Genomic DNA, 14,859 nt, shown 5'->3' with positions numbered 1-14,859 from the left:
GGCGGCTCCTTAGCGATGGCCGTACACGCGCGGCTGCGTGTAGTGGTCGATTAACGGGACGGTGATGTTGGCGAGCAGCACGGCGAAGGCTACGCCGTCAGGGTAGCCGCCATAGACGCGGATCAGCCATACCAGCACGCCGATCAGCGCGCCGTAGATCAAACGGCCCTTCGGCGTAGTGGAGGCGCTGACCGGATCGGTGGCGATAAAGAACGCGCCCAGCATGCTGGCGCCGGAGAACAGGTGGATCAGCGGCGAAGCCTGATGCGCCGGATCGATCCACCAGGCCAGGCCGGAACAGAAGGCGATGGCGGCCAACATGCTGAAAGGGATCTGCCAATGGATCAGGCGGCGCGCCAGCATAAACAGGCCGCCGGCCAGGAAGCCGAGGTTGACCCACTGCCAGCCGATGCCGGCCAGGGCGCCGCCAAACAGCGGCTGCTGCAGCACCTGTTCCACGCTGTGGCCGCTGCGCAGGCCGGTTTTGAAGCCGTCGAGCGGCGTGGCCTGGCTGATGCCGTCCACGCCCATCTGCAGTTCGTGCAGCGTCGCGCCTTGCGAGGTATGGCCGCTGAAAATGGCCAGCAGCGTGTCGTGGAGCGACAGCGCGGTGGCACGCAGCTCATCCGGCGGCAGCCAGCTGGTCATCTGTACCGGGAAGGAGATCAGCAACACCACGTAACCGACCATTGCCGGGTTGAACGGGTTCTGCCCGAGGCCGCCGTACAGCTGCTTGGCGATGACGATGGCGAAGAAAGTACCGATGACGATCATCCACCAGGGGGCCAGCGGCGGCAGGCTGATGCCGAGCAGCAGCGCGGTCAGCAGGGCGGAGTTATCCGCCAGCCGGCTGCGCACCGGCAGCTTGCGCAGCTTGAGGATCGCGCCTTCCGCTGCCAGCGCGACGATCGCCGCCAGCGCCACCTGAATCAATACGCCGTAGCCGAAGAACCAAATCTGTGCCGCGATGCCGGGAATGCACGCCAACATAACCCACAGCATGATGCGACTGGTGCTTTGCTGGTTGTGGGTGAAAGGCGAGCTGGCGATGTGTAAGCCTTTGGCGGCTGTGGGTGATACCGGCCTGAACTTCATAGAGTAACGATACCTTCTGCGCCGCGCCTGCGGCAGTTTCGATGCGCCGTTCTGAAGGCGCGGCAAAAATGATAGCCGAGCATTCTACCTGATTCGATGCGAGGGTAATACGCCTTAATAATAGGGGTATTCAGCTTTTCGCATTCGCGGCGATCGGGGCAATGCAATTTGATTTTTTTTGGCCGAAAAATGGGCTAACGTAAGGAATTGTCAGTGGAACTTGTGCCGTTATCGACCGCAAAAAACCGGGTAACCGTATGAATGAGATATGATTTTTCTCCAAGTTTTCGCACAAAATAACAACTTTCACATAATCTGTATAGGTTACTATCGCGACATTATTGAGTTAGTGAATCCATAATAATGACAAATGAAGACATTTTTTTTATTGAAGAGCTAATTGAGTGGGTGGAGATACATCTGGAGAAACGGCCAAACCTGGATGAAGTCGCGCGTATTTCGGGCTATTCCAAGTGGCATCTGCAGCGTAAATTCAAGCGTATTACCGGCATTCAACTCGCCACCTATATCCGTTCGCGCATCCTGACGCGCGCCGCGGTGGCGCTGCGCATCACCCGTCGCTCGATCATCGACATTTCTGATGAGCTGGGCTTCGACTCGCAGCAGACCTTTACCCGCATGTTCAAGCAGCGCTTCAACATCACCCCCAATCGCTACCGCGCGATGGAGCACTGGGACGTGAAAAACCTGATGCCGCGCTTTAACTTCGAAGCCAGCTACGGCGCCGGTTATTATCCGGAGGTGAAGCGACTGACGCTGCCCGAGATGCAGTTGGTCGGCTTCACGCGCCGGCTGGATTTCGCCTCCGAGCAGGAGCTGGAGTACTCTTCCTGCATGGCGATGAAGGACGAGATTTTCAACGACTTCTTCAAGGGGCTGCACGTCGACTGTCGGCGGATTTACAGCATCTACTCTCCCCATGCCGGGGAAGGCGACGAGCTGTCATCCACGCTGGTGATGGCGGTCGATTCTGAACACAAAAAAGATATTCTTTCCAACCATCAGATAGACACCTTTCATCTGCCGAGCCGCGAATTTATCTCCATCAAACATAAAGGCTCAGCGAAAGAGTGCGTGCAGTTTTTCGGCTACCTGATGTCGCATGTGATGCCGGGACTGAAGGATGAGGTGCGCGGCAGTATGGAAATGGAGATCATTCAAACCAAAGAGTGGAATCCGGAATCCAAACTGCGCCAGATTGAAGTGGATTACACCTACCTGATTTCTATCGATTAAACGGCGCCCGGCAAAGGCCCGGCGCCGCTATCGATCATTTTTCTTCCGTTTCGGCCGCCAGCGATTCTCTGGAGGCTTTCTTGGCTTTGGCGCGGGCGATAGCCGCTGCCACCGCCGCCTTGCGCGGATCTTCCTCGGCGGTTGCCGGCGCCGTTTCCTCCGGTGCAGGGGCGTCCGCCTGCTGCGCCGCTTTCTTGGCTTTGGCGCGGGCGATAGCCGCTGCCACCGCCGCCTTACGTGGGTCTTCCTCGGCGGTTGCCGGCGCCGTTTCCGCTGGAGCAGGAGCGTCCGCCTGCTGCGCCGCTTTCTTGGCTTTGGCGCGTGCGATAGCCGCTGCCACCGCCGCCTTACGCGGGTCTTCCTCGGCGGTTGCCGGCGCCGTTTCCGCCGGTGCAGGGGCGTCCGCCTGCTGCGCCGCTTTCTTGGCTTTGGCGCGGGCGATAGCCGCTGCCACCGCCGCCTTGCGCGGATCTTCCTCGGCGGTTGCCGGCGCCGTTTCCGCCGGTGCAGGGGCGTCCGCCTGCTGCGCCGCTTTCTTGGCTTTGACGCGTGCGATAGCCGCTGCCACCGCCGCCTTACGCGGGTCTTCCTCGGCGGTTGCCGGCGCCGTTTCCGCTGGAGCAGGAGCGTCCGCCTGCTGCGCCGCTTTCTTGGCTTTGACACGCGCCAGGGCGGCAGCCACCGCGGCCTTGCGCGGATCTTCCTCAGTGGTTGCCGGCGTCGTTTCCGCTGGAACAGGGGCGTCCGCCTGCTGCTCTGCTTTTTTGGCTTTGACGCGCGCCAGGGCGGCAGCGACCGCCGCCTTACGCGGATCGTCCTCTGCTACGGCAGGAGCAGTGCCATCTGCGGCCGGCGCTTCTTTGCGTGCTTTCACACGGGCCAGCGCCGCGGCCACGGCGGCTTTGCGCGCGTCGTCGCCGGAAACGGCCGGTGAGGCTTGCTCTGCTTCGGCCGCCAACTGGGCTCGGCGTTCGCGCGCCTGCGCTTTACGCGCTTCGCGGGCGGCGATCATCTCGCTGTTATCCGGCTGCTGGCCGTTGACCGGCGTCACCGCCGCTTCGGTATTTTTGCTGCGCACGCGCGCCAGCGCGGCCTGCACCGCACTCTGATCGTCGTCGGTCAGTTTGACGGCGGCCTTTTTATGCCGCTCTTCGCGTGCCAGCTTCTCGCGCTCCAGGCGCGCGAGCTTGGCTTCGTAACGCGCCTTGGCCTCGGCGGTACGCGCCGCCTCCAGATCGATAGCCTTGATCTCGGCCTTTTCCTGACGGTAGTACTGCACCAGCGGGATGTTGCTGGGGCAGACGAACGCGCAGGCGCCGCATTCGATGCAGTCGAACAGGTTATGGTTGCGCGCCTTGTCGTGCTCTTGTCCGCGGCTGAACCAGTACAGCTGCTGCGGCAGCAGCCCGGCAGGGCAAGCGTCTACGCACAGGCCGCAGCGGATACAGGACTGCTCCGGTTCCTGCGGCGTCATTTCATCGACCGTCGGCGCCAGAATGCAGTTGCTGATCTTGACGATCGGCACGTTCAACGCGGGCAGGGTAAAGCCCATCAGCGGGCCGCCCATGACCACCATCTGCTGCGCCTGCGGGCGGAAACCGGCGAAGTGTAGCAGGTGCTGCACCGGCGTGCCGATGCGCGCCCACAGGTTGCCCGGGCGCTCGATCGCCTCGCCGGTCAGGGTCACTACGCGTTCAATCAGCGGTTCGCCGTCGACGATCGCTCGTTTGATGGCGTAGGCGGTGCCGACGTTTTGCATCAATACGCCGATAGCAGAGGAGTGCTTGCCGTGCGGCACTTCCTTGCCGGTGAGGATCTTGGTCAGCTGCTTGGCGCCGCCGGACGGGTATTTGGTGGGAATAACGCGCAGCCCAATGCCGGACTGGCCACGCAACGCCTGTTTCAGCGCCGCGATCGCTTCCGGTTTGTTGTCTTCGATGCCGATCAGCGTGACCTTGGGTTGCAGAATGTGTTGCAGGATCTGCGTGCCTTCAATGATCTGATCGGCATGTTCCTGCATCAGGCGATCGTCGGCGGTGATGTAAGGCTCGCACTCTGCGGCGTTGAGGATCAGCGTTTCCACGCCGCTCATGCCGCCCTGCAGCTTGCTGGCGGTCGGGAAACCGGCGCCGCCCAGCCCGGCGATGCCGGCCTGATGAATACGTTGAACCAGCTCCGCGGCGGGCGCCTGGCGGTAGTCCGCCACCGGATCGCGCTCGCACCAGCGGTCTTCCCCGTCCGCCTCGATAATCACGCACAGTTCCGTCAGCCCGGAAGGGTGAGCGGTGATATGCGGCGTAATGGTGCTGACGGTGCCCGAGGTTGGGGCGTGTACCGGCACGGTGCGGCCACGGCCGACGGTCAGCGGCTGGCCTTTCAACACCCGATCGCCGGCGTTGACGCACAGCTCGCCTTCGGGCCCCAGATGTTGCTGCAGCGGAATGATAAAGGTCTTGGGCAGGGGAGCGACACGCAGCGGCACACCGCTGGACTGCGTTTTCATTTCCGGTGGATGGATCCCGCCGTCGAAATCCCAGATCCGGTCTTTTTTAAAGGCGGCGAACAGATTAAGCATGTTGCTCCACATGGATCACTTGCACCGGGATCGTCTTCATGTCCCACTTCCAGTTGGCAGTGGTGGTGGCGACCGGTCTCATTTCAATACAGTCGGTAGGGCAAGGGGCGACGCACAGATCGCAGCCGGTGCAGAGGTCGGTGATGACGGTGTGCATGGCGCGGGTGGCGCCGACGATGGCGTCCACCGGACAGGCCTGAATGCACTTGGTGCAGCCGATGCAGTTGGCCTCGTCGATATAGGCCACCTTACGCTCCGGCTCAGCGGCGGCTTCGCTGCCCAGCGGCTGCGGCTCGACGTTGAGCAGCTCCGCCAGCTTCAGCATCACCTGTTCGCCGCCCGGCGCGCATTTGTTGATCATCTCGCCGTTGGCCACCGCCTCGGCGTAGGGGCGGCAACCGGGGTAGCCGCACTGGCCGCACTGGCTCTGCGGCAGGATCGCGTCGACCTGCTCGGCAACCGGATCCTCTTCCACCTCAAAACGGCGCGCGGCGTAGCCCAGCACCAGTCCGAACAGCAGTCCGAGCGCGCTTAAAGCCGCGATAGCTATCCACAACGCAGTCATTAGAATTTCACCAGCCCGGTAAAGCCCATAAAGGCCAGCGACATCAGCCCGGCGGTGATCAGCGCGATCGAGGAGCCGCGGAACGGCGCCGGCACGTCGGCGACCGCCAGGCGTTCGCGAATGGCGGCGAACAGCACCATGACCAGCGAGAAACCGGCGGCGGCGCTGAAGCCGTAAACGGCGGACTGCAGGAAGTTGTAGCCGAGGTTGACGTTAAGCAACGCTACGCCAAGTACCGCGCAGTTGGTGGTGATCAGCGGCAGGAAGATCCCCAGCAGGCGGTAGAGCGCCGGGCTGGTTTTGCGCACCACCATCTCGGTGAACTGCACGACGACGGCGATCACCAGAATGAAGGAGAGCGTGCGCAGGTACACCAGATCCAGCGGAACCAGAATAAAGGTGTTGATCACCCAGGCGCTGACGGAGGCCAGCGTCATGACGAAGGTAGTGGCCATTCCCATGCCGATGGCGCTTTCCAGCTTCTTGGAAACGCCGAGGAACGGGCACAGGCCAAGAAACTTCACCAGAACGAAGTTGTTCACCAGTACGGTGCCGACAAACAGGAGCAGGTATTCGGTCATTGCGATGCCTAAAAAAATAAAAGCCGCCTATTATCGGGAATCGGCGGCCGGACGACAACATATGAATCGCAGGGGTATTGCCTTTTTTGGTGAAAATTTACACAAACCACCCGATAAAACGTGCTGCAATCGCCTTTAACGTTCGGTAAAGGTGCCTTTGACCCGCTGCGAACGCTTGATGTAAGGCACCAGCAGCGCCGCCATCAGCAGCGGCCAGCCGAGGCTGCGCACCGCCACTTCATCCGGCACCGGCGCGAAGGCAAAGGCTTTCACCGCCAGGATCACTGTGATCAGCAGCCACAGCAAGAACAGCTTGGGGAAGCGCAGCGACCGCCGGCAAAACAAAAGCACCAGCCACAGGGTAAAACACCACATCAAGAGCGTGGTCAGCACCGAAAAGTACCATTGCAGGGTAAACGCCTGGGCGTTGGTCAGCAGGTAGTCGCGCGACTCGGGCATAAAGATCGCCATGGCGTACAGGAGCAGCATCAAACTGGCGCTGAGCAGGGTGACGATCAGATAGGCCAGCGGGGCCAGCAACCAACCGCCGATACGAGAGTATTCAGCTTGAGACATAAAGGCTTCCTGATTGAAACGGGGATCACAGGCGGCATAGCTTAGCGGGTAATACCGGCTTCGTCATCTCAATCAACCGGATAGCTCGGCATCGCGGCGCGTGGCAGCACGTTTGGCTACTCGACGCCGTTATCGAGCCCGCTTTAAATTAACATCTCATTTACTTCTTGTTCCATCCGGCCGCATGGTGTCAAATCGAAAGGTCTGTCGTGAGCCTGCAAGAGGAAATCCCATGGCTGAGAAAATTCGTGTCGGGCTGGTCGGTTACGGCTACGCCGGCAAAACCTTTCATGCGCCGCTGATCGCCGGTACGCCGGGGCTCGAGCTGGCCGCCGTCGCCAGCAGCGATGCCGGCAAAGTGCACGCCGACTGGCCGTCGATGGCGGTGGTGGGTGATGCGCAGGCGCTGTTCGCCGATCCGGCCCTCGATCTGATCGTGATTCCTACCCCCAACGATACCCATTTCCCGCTGGCGCAGCAGGCGCTGGCCGCCGGCAAGCACGTGGTGGTGGATAAACCGTTTACCGTGACATTGTCACAAGCGCAGGTGCTGCAACAGCAGGCGCAGCAGAGCGGGTTGCTGCTGTCGGTATTCCATAACCGCCGCTGGGACAGCGATTTCCTTACCCTGAAAGCGCTGCTGAATGAGGGGGCGCTGGGCGAGGTGGTCTATTTCGAGTCGCATTTCGATCGCTACCGGCCGCAGGTGCGCCAGCGCTGGCGCGAACAAGGCGGCGTCGGCAGCGGCATCTGGTTCGATTTGGGACCGCATTTGCTCGATCAGGCGCTGCAGTTATTCGGCAAGCCCGACCGGCTGTTCGTCGATTTGGGGGAGCTGCGGCCGGGCGCGCAGGCGGTGGACTATTTCCACGCGCTGCTGAGCTATGGCAATCGTCGCGTGGTGCTGCACGCCAGCATGCTGGCGGCGGCGGAGAGCCCGCGCTACGTGGTGCACGGCACCCGCGGCAGCTATGTCAAATACGGCCTGGACCCGCAGGAAGACCGGCTGAAGGCCGGCGAGCGCCTGCCGCAGGCCGACTGGGGCTATGATATGCGCGACGGGGTGGTGACGCTGTCACGTGGCGATCTGCTGGCGGAGCAACCGCTGCTTAACATTCCCGGTAACTACCCGGCATATTACGCCGCGGTGCGCGACGCGATCGCCGGCATCGGCGAAAACCCGGTGCCGGCCGCCGACGCCATTGCGGTGATGGCATTGATCGAACTGGGGCTGGAGTCGGCCCGGCTGCAGCAGGCGCTGCCGGTGGCCTGATACCGCCCGTTTCTCCAGTGGCCCGGCGCAGCGTCGGGCCTTTTTACGACTTTACGTGCAAGGAAATCCGTTTCATGTCCTGGTTGCAGCGTTTGCGCATTGATAAATTTTTGTTGGTTCTGATTTTGGTGGTGATCGTCGCCTCGCTGTTCCCCTGCGAAGGCATCTGGAAAACCTTCTTTGAGCACCTGACCACCGCCGCCATCGCGCTGCTGTTCTTTATGCACGGCGCCAAGCTGTCGCGTGAGGCGATCGTCGCCGGCATGAGCCACTGGAAGCTGCATCTGCTGGTGTTCCTCAGCACCTTTGCGCTGTTCCCGCTGCTTGGGCTGGCGATGAACCTGCTGGTGCCGGGCATCATGACGCCGACGGTCTATCTCGGCTTCCTCTACCTGTGCGCGCTGCCGGCCACGGTGCAATCGGCCATCGCCTTTACCTCGGCGGCGGGCGGCAACGTGGCGGCGGCGATCTGCAGCGCCTCGGCGTCGAGCATTCTCGGCGTGTTCCTGTCGCCGCTGCTGGTGGGGGCGTTAATGCATACCCAGGGCGGCAATACCGACGTGTTGCACGCCATCGGTTCAATCATTCTGCAGCTGATGGTGCCGTTCGTAGTCGGTCACCTGGCGCGGCCGCTGATCGGCAAGTGGGTCGATCGTCATCGCAAGCTGATCAACCTGACCGACCGTTCGTCGATCCTGCTGGTGGTGTACACCGCGTTCAGCGCGGCGGTGGTGGAAGGGATTTGGCACCGTATCGACGGCTGGTCGCTGCTGACCATTCTGGTGATGTCGCTGGTGCTGCTGACGGTGGTGCTGGTGATCAACACCTATGCGGCGCGCTGGCTGGGCTTCAATACCGCCGACGAGATCACCATCGTTTTCTGCGGCTCGAAAAAGAGCCTGGCGAACGGCATCCCGATGGCCAACGTGCTGTTCCCGGCTGCGGCGGTGGGCGCCATGGTGCTGCCGCTGATGATTTTCCACCAGGTGCAGCTGATGGTGTGCGCGGTGCTGGCGCAGCGCTATGCGCGTAAAACCGCCAAACAGCGGGCCGAGGCGGAGGCGCTGGTGGCCAAATGACGATGGGCGCGTGACCGCGCCCATAATAAAGAGAGTTAACCCTGAACTTTGGCGCGCAGCGCCTGTTTTTCCTGCTCGCTGAGGAAGGCCAGCTTCAGGCCGTTTTCTTGTGCGGTGCGGATTTCCTCCGGCGTCAGCCCGGCCTGCGGCGCGGCGACGCGGTATTCGTGCTCGATCTCGATGCCCTGAACCGCCGGATCGTCGGTGTTGATCGATGCCAGCACGCCGTGGCGCAGGAAGGTGGCCAGCGGATGCTGCGCCAGCGAAGGCACGGTGCTGGTCTGGATGTTGGAGGTCAGGCAGGATTCGATGCCGATGCCGTGTTCCGCCAGGAAGTCCATCAGTGCCGGATCTTCGACCGCTTTCACCCCGTGACCGATACGCTCGGCGCCCAGCTCGCGGATCGCCTGCCAGATGCTTTCCGGGCCGGCGGCTTCGCCCGCGTGCACGGTGATGCGCAGGCCGGCGTCGCGCGCGCGGTTGAAGTGGTTGAGGAACAGGCTGCCGGGGAAGCCCAGCTCATCGCCCGCCAAATCCAGCGCGGTAATGCCGTCGCGGTGCGCCAGCAACCCTTCCAATTCCTGCAGACAGGCGGCCTCGCCAAAGGTGCGGCTCATGATGCCGATCAGGCGAATGTCGATGTCGCGATCGCGGCAGCCCGAACGGATCCCGTCGATCACTGCTTCCACCACGCCGGCGACCGGCAGCTGGTGCTTCATCGCCATGTAGTAAGGGGAAAAACGCAGCTCGGCGTAGTGCAGGCCGGCGTTGGCGGCGTCTTCGACGTTTTCGTAGGCCACGCGGCGGCAGGCGTCCAGATCGCCCAGCACCGCCACGCCCCAGTCCAGTTTTTGCAGGAAGCTGACCAGATCCGGTTCGGCGTGGGTGATCTGCACGTGCGGGCGCAGGCTCTCCAAATCGTTGGCCGGCAGGGCGAGATTGAACTGGCGACCGAGGTCGAGAATGGTCTGCGCGCGGATATTGCCGTCGAGATGGCGGTGAATGTCGGTAAGCGGTAGGCGGGGATCGATCATGCTGGGCACTCGCTAATTTATCGTAGGTAAAGTGCAGAACAGTATAAAAACAAATGAATGAAACTTGCCATCTCGTTGCATAAAAAAGTGACTTGCATCACAAATAATGCGAGGTGTATCGCATTATCGTCGTGAATCAGGCTTTCAACACGCTGACGCCCGCCTGCTGCAACGGCGCGATCAATGCGTCGTCGGTGGCGCGTTCAACGATGATGGTATGCGCCAGCGTAATGTCACCGATCGCATACTGCGAGGCGGCGTTAAGCTTGGCGGCGGAGGCCAGCACCACGGTTTCCGCCGCGCGGGCCGCGAGCGCCCGCTTGATGTAGGCTTCTTCCAGATCGCCGGTGCTCAGCCCCGCGGTGGGGTGCACGCCGGTCACGCCCATAAAATAGATATCGGCGCGAATATGCGACATCGCTTCCACCGCGGCGGCGCCAACGCTGACGATCGAATGCTTGTACAGCCGGCCGCCGATCAGGATCACCTCCACCGTGGGATGATCGACCAGGCCCACGGCGACGCTGGGGCTGTGGGTGACGATAGTGGCGTTCAGGTTGAGCGGCAGCTGCCGGACCAGTTCTGCAGAGGTGGTGCCACCGTCGATAATCACTACCTGGCCGGGGGCGATCAGCGCCGCTGCGGCTTTGGCGATCGCGCGTTTGGCGCCGGATTCCAACTGATTGCGCTCGGCGAAGCTGGCAATGGCAGAGGAAACCGGCAGGGCGCCGCCATGTACCCGTTGCAGCAACCCCTCGGCGTCGAGTTCGCGCAGATCGCGCCGGACAGTGTCTTCCGACAACCCAAACATTTCGCTGAGCTGCTTGGCCAACACCTGGCCATCCTCGGCCAGTTTTTCCAGGATGATTTTCTTGCGCTGGCTGGTCAACATGGCCATTTTCCTCTCAAATTTGCTTTGCACGAAATACCTTGATAATACACGAAACTGCACGATATTATCAATTTCCTTCCTCTGGCGGAGTAAACCGATGATAGCCACCAAAGACAGGGTTCGCATTGTCGAAACCCGGGTGTTGTCCGATGACTGGTACCTGCTGAAAAAAACCACCTTTGATTTTCTGCGGCGCGACGGCGTTTGGCAGCGACAGAGCCGTGAGACCTACGATCGCGGCGACGGCGCGGTGATTTTGCTGTTCAACCGGCAGGCGCAAACGGTGATCCTGACGCGCCAGTTCCGTTTTCCGGTGTTCGTCAACGGCCATGACGGCATGTTGATTGAGGCTGCCGCCGGGTTGCTGGACAACGCGTCGCCGGAGGCGCGCATCCGCGCCGAAGCGGAAGAGGAAACCGGCTATTTCGTGCAGAACGTGGAAAAGGTGTTCGAAGCCTACATGAGCCCAGGCTCGGTCACCGAGAAGCTGCACTTTTTCGTCGGCGAGTATCAGGCGGGCGATCGCATCAACGAGGGCGGCGGGGTGGCGGCGGAGGGGGAAGATCTGGAAGTGCTCGAGCTGCCGCTGGCGCAAGCCCTGCAGGCGATTCGCCAGGGCACGATCGTTGACGCCAAGACTATCATGCTGCTGCAGTTTGTCGCCTTGAACCGGACGTTGGAGGAAGAACGATGAAAGCCCAACAAATCCTGATCGCCGGCCCCTATCGCAGCGGCACCGATGGCGATCCGCAGCGTATCGCCGCCAATCTGGCGCGCCTGGAACAGGCGGCGCTGGCGGTTTACCTGCGAGGGCACGTGCCGGTGATCGGCGAATGGCTGGCGCTGCCTTTGGCGGCGGCGGCGGGGTCCACTCAGGTTGGCGATGCGGTGAGCGAGACGTTTCTTTACCCGGTGGCCCACCGGCTGATTGCGCAGTGTCAGGCGGTGTATCGCATCGAAGGGGCGTCTGCGGGGGCCGATAACGACGTGCGGCTGGCCAACGAGTGGGGCCTGACGGTCTATCGCCGCCTGGAGGACATTCCGACTGTTCAGGGGTAATCGAGGGGCGGGCGGAGGCTCGCCCCCTCGCGCTATTGCTCGCCCAGCACCAACCGCAATCCGGCGATCAGCTTGTCCATGCCGGCCTCCAGCTTGCTGCGCGGGCAGCCGACGTTGAGGCGCAGGAACCCGCGGCCTTCCTCGCCGTAGGTAAAGCCCGGCATGATCGCCACCTTTTCGCGCTCGATCAGCGCCTGCTGCAGCGCCTGATCGTCAACGGCCAACGGCCGCAGATCGATCCAGGCCAGGTAGGTGGCCTGCGGCGGGCGCCAGCCCAGCGCCGGAAACGCCTGTTCCAACCGCTCGGCGACGTAGGTCAGATTATCCTGCAGATAGTCGCGCAGGGAATCCAACCAGGGTTCGCCGTGGCGATAGGCGGCCACGTGCGCGGCGACCGCCAGCACCGCCGGCGAGGAGAGGCCGTCGCGGGCTTTGAGCTGCTGGAAGTAAGCTTCGCGGCTGGCGTCGTCGCTGATGAAGCCGTAGGCACCGGTCAGCGCCGGGATATTGAAACTCTTGGAGCCGGAGGTCAGCAGGGCCCAGCCGCCGGTCGCCACCTGGCTCCACGGCGTATGGCGGTGTTCCCCCCAGACCATGTCCATGTGGATCTCATCGCTGATGACGCGCACGTCGTGGCGCTCGCACAGTTCGGCCATCTGCTGCAGCTCGTCGCGGCGCCACACTTTGCCGGTGGGGTTATGCGGGCTGCACAGCAGCAGGATCTTGGTCTGCGGCCGCGCCAGCAAGGCCTCAAGGTGCGCCATGTCGCAGCGCCAGTCGTCGCCGGCCTTGTGCAGCGGGCAGGCCAACAGCTGGCGCTGGTTGGCGAGGATCACTTTGTAGAAGGCGTCGTAGGCCGGAGTATGGGTCACCACGTAGTCGCCCGGTACGGACCATTGGCGGATCAGCTGCGCCGCCATGTAGATAACGGAAGGGCCGTACACCGCCGTTGCGGTGTCGATGGCGGCGTTGAAACGTTGCTGATACCAGTGGCGCAGCGCGCCGAGAAAATCCTCGTGCTGCCAGCGGCTGTAGCCCAGCACGCCGTGCTGCAGGCGCTGCTGCAACGCCTCGAGAATGCACGGCGCGGTGGCGAAATCCATATCGGAGATGGTGAACGGCAGCAGATCGGCGCTGCCGAAGCGATCGGCGATATAGTCCCACTGGGTGCACCAGGTGCCGTGGCGGTCGATCGGGGTGGCGAAATCAAACATGGGTGGCTCCCTGCAGCGCCGCGGCAGGTTGCGCCGTGGCTATCAGTGAGTCTAATTCATCCTTCACCGATTGCACCTGTGGGCCGATCACCACCTGCAGGTTATGCTCGTTGAGATGCACCACACCGATGGCGCGGTTGGCCTTCAGCGCCGCGTCGTCCACCCGGTTCATGTCATTGACCGACAGGCGCAGGCGGGTGATGCAGTTGTCCAGCGTGATGATGTTGTCCGGGCCGCCGAGCGCCGCCAAAATTGCCGGCACGTTGTAGCCGGATTTGCCCACCGCGCCGGCCGGCGCGCTCTGGCTGACGGCGCTGTCGCTTTCGCGGCCCGGCGTTTTGATGTTAAAGCGCTGGATGGCGAAGCGGAAAATGGCGTAATAGCCGACAAACCAGACGGCGGCCACCACCGGCACCAGATACCACTTGGTGGCGGTGCCGTGCAGAATGCCGAACACCACGAAGTCGATGATATTGCCGTCGGTGTTGCCGATGGTCACGCCCAGCAGCGCCATCACGGTAAAGCCCAACCCGGTGAGCAGCGCGTGGATCAGGTAGAGGAACGGCGCGACGAACAGGAACAGGAACTCGATCGGCTCGGTGGTGCCGCCAACCACGCAGGCCACCACGCCGGAAATCAACAGCCCTTTGATTTTATGGCGGTTCTCAGGTTTGGCACAGTGATACATCGCCAGCGCCGCGCCCGGCAGCCCGCCGAGGAACGCCGGCATTTTACCCTGCGACAGGAAGCGGGTAGCGCTTTCGGCGAAGCCGGTAGTGGTCGGGCAGGAGAGCTGCGCCTGGAAGATGGTCAGGGCGCCGCTGACGCTGTGGCCGCACACTTCCATGGTGCCGCCCGCCTCGGTAAAGCGGATCAGCGCCACCAGAATGTGCTGCAGGCCGAACGGCAGCAGCAAGCGTTCGCCGGTGCCGAACAGCATCGGGCCAAAGGCGCCGGCGCTGTTGATCACCCAGCCCAGCCCGGTGATGCCGGCGGCGAACCACGGCCAGATCAGCGGGATCACCAGGCCGCACAGGCCCAGCACCACGGTGGTGACGATCGGCACGAAGCGCGTGCCGCCGAAGAACGCCAGCGCGTCCGGCAGGCGGATGGTGTGGAAGCGTTCATGCAGGCGATAGACGATGATGCCGACGATCACCGCGCCGAGGATGCCGGTATCGATCGACTGAATCCCGAGAATGTTCTGGATATTGTTGGCTTTCAGCACCAGCGGATCGCCGGTGGGCAGCACGCCGGCGGCGGTCAGGTAGAAATTGGTGCCCAGATTCAGCACGGCGAAGCCGACGAAGCCGGAGAAGGCGGCGACGCCCTTGTTTTCGCGCGCCATGCCCAGCGGAATGGCGATGGCGAACATCACCGGCAGGAAGCTGAAGGCGAAGGAACCTACCTTGCTCATCCAGGTAAAGATCAGCTGGAAAATCGGGTGGCCGATAAACGGCATCAGAGTGATCACGTCGCGGCTGCTCAGCGAGCTGCCGATCCCCAGCATGATGCCACAGAAAGAGAGCAAGGCGACGGGCAACATGAAGGTTTTGCCCAGGCTCTGGAAGAACTCCCAGAGGGTGATTTTTGGTTTGTTGGCTGCTGACATAACCGACTTCTCCTGGCGAAAAGACGAGCAAAAAGGGGACTTCTGAT

Annotated in this window: 14 protein-coding genes; 5 read left to right on the top strand and 9 right to left on the bottom strand. The window is 62.3% G+C overall.

Annotation, left to right across the window (positions count from 1 at the left end; genetic code table 11):
- Positions 1-9: 9 nt before the first annotated feature.
- Positions 10-1,095 (bottom strand): electron transport complex subunit RsxD, encoded by a 1,086-nt coding sequence (rsxD, locus tag GF111_RS01055; protein ID WP_048233608.1) that lies wholly within the window; start codon positions 1,093-1,095, stop codon positions 10-12.
- A 363-nt stretch (positions 1,096-1,458) separates the two neighbouring features.
- On the opposite strand from rsxD, the gene GF111_RS01050 reads away from it, so the two are divergent.
- Positions 1,459-2,352 carry a helix-turn-helix domain-containing protein gene (locus GF111_RS01050; protein ID WP_038873091.1) on the top strand — a complete coding sequence of 298 codons (894 nt, stop codon included), beginning with the start codon at positions 1,459-1,461 and terminating at the stop codon, positions 2,350-2,352.
- 34 nt (positions 2,353-2,386) lie between these two features.
- On the opposite strand, the gene rsxC is transcribed toward GF111_RS01050, so the two are convergent.
- From rsxC to GF111_RS01030, 4 genes are all read right to left on the bottom strand, one after another.
- Positions 2,387-4,927: an electron transport complex subunit RsxC gene (gene rsxC, locus GF111_RS01045; protein ID WP_224217805.1), complete on the bottom strand. Its 2,541-nt coding sequence runs from the start codon at positions 4,925-4,927 to the stop codon at positions 2,387-2,389.
- Entirely contained in the window at positions 4,920-5,492 is a 573-nt protein-coding gene (rsxB, locus tag GF111_RS01040) for an electron transport complex subunit RsxB (protein WP_004938428.1), read from the bottom strand. Before rsxB ends, rsxC begins: the two co-directional genes overlap by 8 nt.
- Positions 5,492-6,073, bottom strand: coding sequence for an electron transport complex subunit RsxA (gene rsxA, locus GF111_RS01035; protein WP_004938443.1), 582 nt, complete (start codon positions 6,071-6,073; stop codon positions 5,492-5,494). The genes rsxB and rsxA overlap by 1 nt, the downstream gene beginning before the upstream one ends.
- A 135-nt stretch (positions 6,074-6,208) precedes the next feature.
- Entirely contained in the window at positions 6,209-6,649 is a 441-nt protein-coding gene (locus GF111_RS01030) for a DUF2569 domain-containing protein (protein WP_038873882.1), read from the bottom strand.
- 232 nt (positions 6,650-6,881) lie between these two features.
- Between GF111_RS01030 and GF111_RS01025 the strand changes: the two genes are divergently transcribed.
- Together GF111_RS01025 and GF111_RS01020 are read left to right on the top strand one after the other, a co-directional pair.
- A complete protein-coding gene (locus GF111_RS01025; RefSeq protein WP_038873884.1) occupies positions 6,882-7,922 on the top strand; it encodes an oxidoreductase in 1,041 nt (346 codons plus the stop codon).
- 74 nt (positions 7,923-7,996) lie between these two features.
- Complete coding sequence (locus GF111_RS01020) at positions 7,997-9,001, top strand: bile acid:sodium symporter family protein (RefSeq protein WP_038873888.1); 1,005 nt, start codon at positions 7,997-7,999, stop codon at positions 8,999-9,001.
- A 35-nt stretch (positions 9,002-9,036) separates the two neighbouring features.
- Here the strand turns inward: GF111_RS01020 and add are convergent, their stop codons facing one another.
- Both add and GF111_RS01010 read right to left on the bottom strand, forming a co-directional pair.
- Positions 9,037-10,035, bottom strand: coding sequence for an adenosine deaminase (gene add, locus GF111_RS01015; protein WP_019455941.1), 999 nt, complete (start codon positions 10,033-10,035; stop codon positions 9,037-9,039).
- A 136-nt stretch (positions 10,036-10,171) separates the two neighbouring features.
- The gene (locus GF111_RS01010; RefSeq protein WP_038873891.1) at positions 10,172-10,927 is read right to left on the bottom strand and encodes a DeoR/GlpR family DNA-binding transcription regulator; all 756 of its coding nucleotides are present in this window, start codon (positions 10,925-10,927) and stop codon (positions 10,172-10,174) included.
- Positions 10,928-11,024: 97 nt separating this feature from the next.
- On the opposite strand from GF111_RS01010, the gene GF111_RS01005 reads away from it, so the two are divergent.
- Together GF111_RS01005 and GF111_RS01000 are read left to right on the top strand one after the other, a co-directional pair.
- The gene (locus tag GF111_RS01005) at positions 11,025-11,621 is read left to right on the top strand and encodes an NUDIX domain-containing protein (protein WP_038873894.1); all 597 of its coding nucleotides are present in this window, start codon (positions 11,025-11,027) and stop codon (positions 11,619-11,621) included.
- Positions 11,618-11,986, top strand: a complete 369-nt coding sequence (locus GF111_RS01000; protein ID WP_038873897.1) for a hypothetical protein — start codon at positions 11,618-11,620, stop codon at positions 11,984-11,986. Before GF111_RS01005 ends, GF111_RS01000 begins: the two co-directional genes overlap by 4 nt.
- 32 nt (positions 11,987-12,018) lie before the next feature.
- Here the strand turns inward: GF111_RS01000 and GF111_RS00995 are convergent, their stop codons facing one another.
- Together GF111_RS00995 and malX are read right to left on the bottom strand one after the other, a co-directional pair.
- Positions 12,019-13,200, bottom strand: a complete 1,182-nt coding sequence (locus tag GF111_RS00995) for a MalY/PatB family protein (RefSeq protein WP_147191412.1) — start codon at positions 13,198-13,200, stop codon at positions 12,019-12,021.
- Positions 13,193-14,812 (bottom strand): maltose/glucose-specific PTS transporter subunit IIBC, encoded by a 1,620-nt coding sequence (malX, locus tag GF111_RS00990; protein ID WP_057523718.1) that lies wholly within the window; start codon positions 14,810-14,812, stop codon positions 13,193-13,195. The genes GF111_RS00995 and malX overlap by 8 nt, the downstream gene beginning before the upstream one ends.
- Positions 14,813-14,859: the final 47 nt, after the last annotated feature.

The organism is Serratia sp. HRI (assembly GCF_010119335.3).
GTDB lineage: Bacteria > Pseudomonadota > Gammaproteobacteria > Enterobacterales > Enterobacteriaceae > Serratia > Serratia nevei.
Note: the sequence above shows the minus strand (reverse complement) of the source record. Positions and strands in the feature narration are given on the sequence as shown.

What these genes read in the sequence shown, in the direction of transcription:
- rsxC (WP_224217805.1), bottom strand. Translation starts at nt 4,927, where the DNA reads ATGCTTAATCTGTTCGCCGCCTTTAAAAAAGACCGGATCTGGGATTTC.
- GF111_RS00995 (WP_147191412.1), bottom strand. Translation starts at nt 13,200, where the DNA reads ATGTTTGATTTCGCCACCCCGATCGACCGCCACGGCACCTGGTGCACC.
- add (WP_019455941.1), bottom strand. Translation starts at nt 10,035, where the DNA reads ATGATCGATCCCCGCCTACCGCTTACCGACATTCACCGCCATCTCGAC.
- GF111_RS01005 (WP_038873894.1), top strand. Translation starts at nt 11,025, where the DNA reads ATGATAGCCACCAAAGACAGGGTTCGCATTGTCGAAACCCGGGTGTTG.
- GF111_RS01050 (WP_038873091.1), top strand. Translation starts at nt 1,459, where the DNA reads ATGACAAATGAAGACATTTTTTTTATTGAAGAGCTAATTGAGTGGGTG.
- GF111_RS01010 (WP_038873891.1), bottom strand. Translation starts at nt 10,927, where the DNA reads ATGTTGACCAGCCAGCGCAAGAAAATCATCCTGGAAAAACTGGCCGAG.
- GF111_RS01000 (WP_038873897.1), top strand. Translation starts at nt 11,618, where the DNA reads ATGAAAGCCCAACAAATCCTGATCGCCGGCCCCTATCGCAGCGGCACC.
- rsxB (WP_004938428.1), bottom strand. Translation starts at nt 5,492, where the DNA reads ATGACTGCGTTGTGGATAGCTATCGCGGCTTTAAGCGCGCTCGGACTG.
- GF111_RS01025 (WP_038873884.1), top strand. Translation starts at nt 6,882, where the DNA reads ATGGCTGAGAAAATTCGTGTCGGGCTGGTCGGTTACGGCTACGCCGGC.
- rsxA (WP_004938443.1), bottom strand. Translation starts at nt 6,073, where the DNA reads ATGACCGAATACCTGCTCCTGTTTGTCGGCACCGTACTGGTGAACAAC.
- rsxD (WP_048233608.1), bottom strand. Translation starts at nt 1,095, where the DNA reads ATGAAGTTCAGGCCGGTATCACCCACAGCCGCCAAAGGCTTACACATC.
- GF111_RS01030 (WP_038873882.1), bottom strand. Translation starts at nt 6,649, where the DNA reads ATGTCTCAAGCTGAATACTCTCGTATCGGCGGTTGGTTGCTGGCCCCG.
- malX (WP_057523718.1), bottom strand. Translation starts at nt 14,812, where the DNA reads ATGTCAGCAGCCAACAAACCAAAAATCACCCTCTGGGAGTTCTTCCAG.
- GF111_RS01020 (WP_038873888.1), top strand. Translation starts at nt 7,997, where the DNA reads ATGTCCTGGTTGCAGCGTTTGCGCATTGATAAATTTTTGTTGGTTCTG.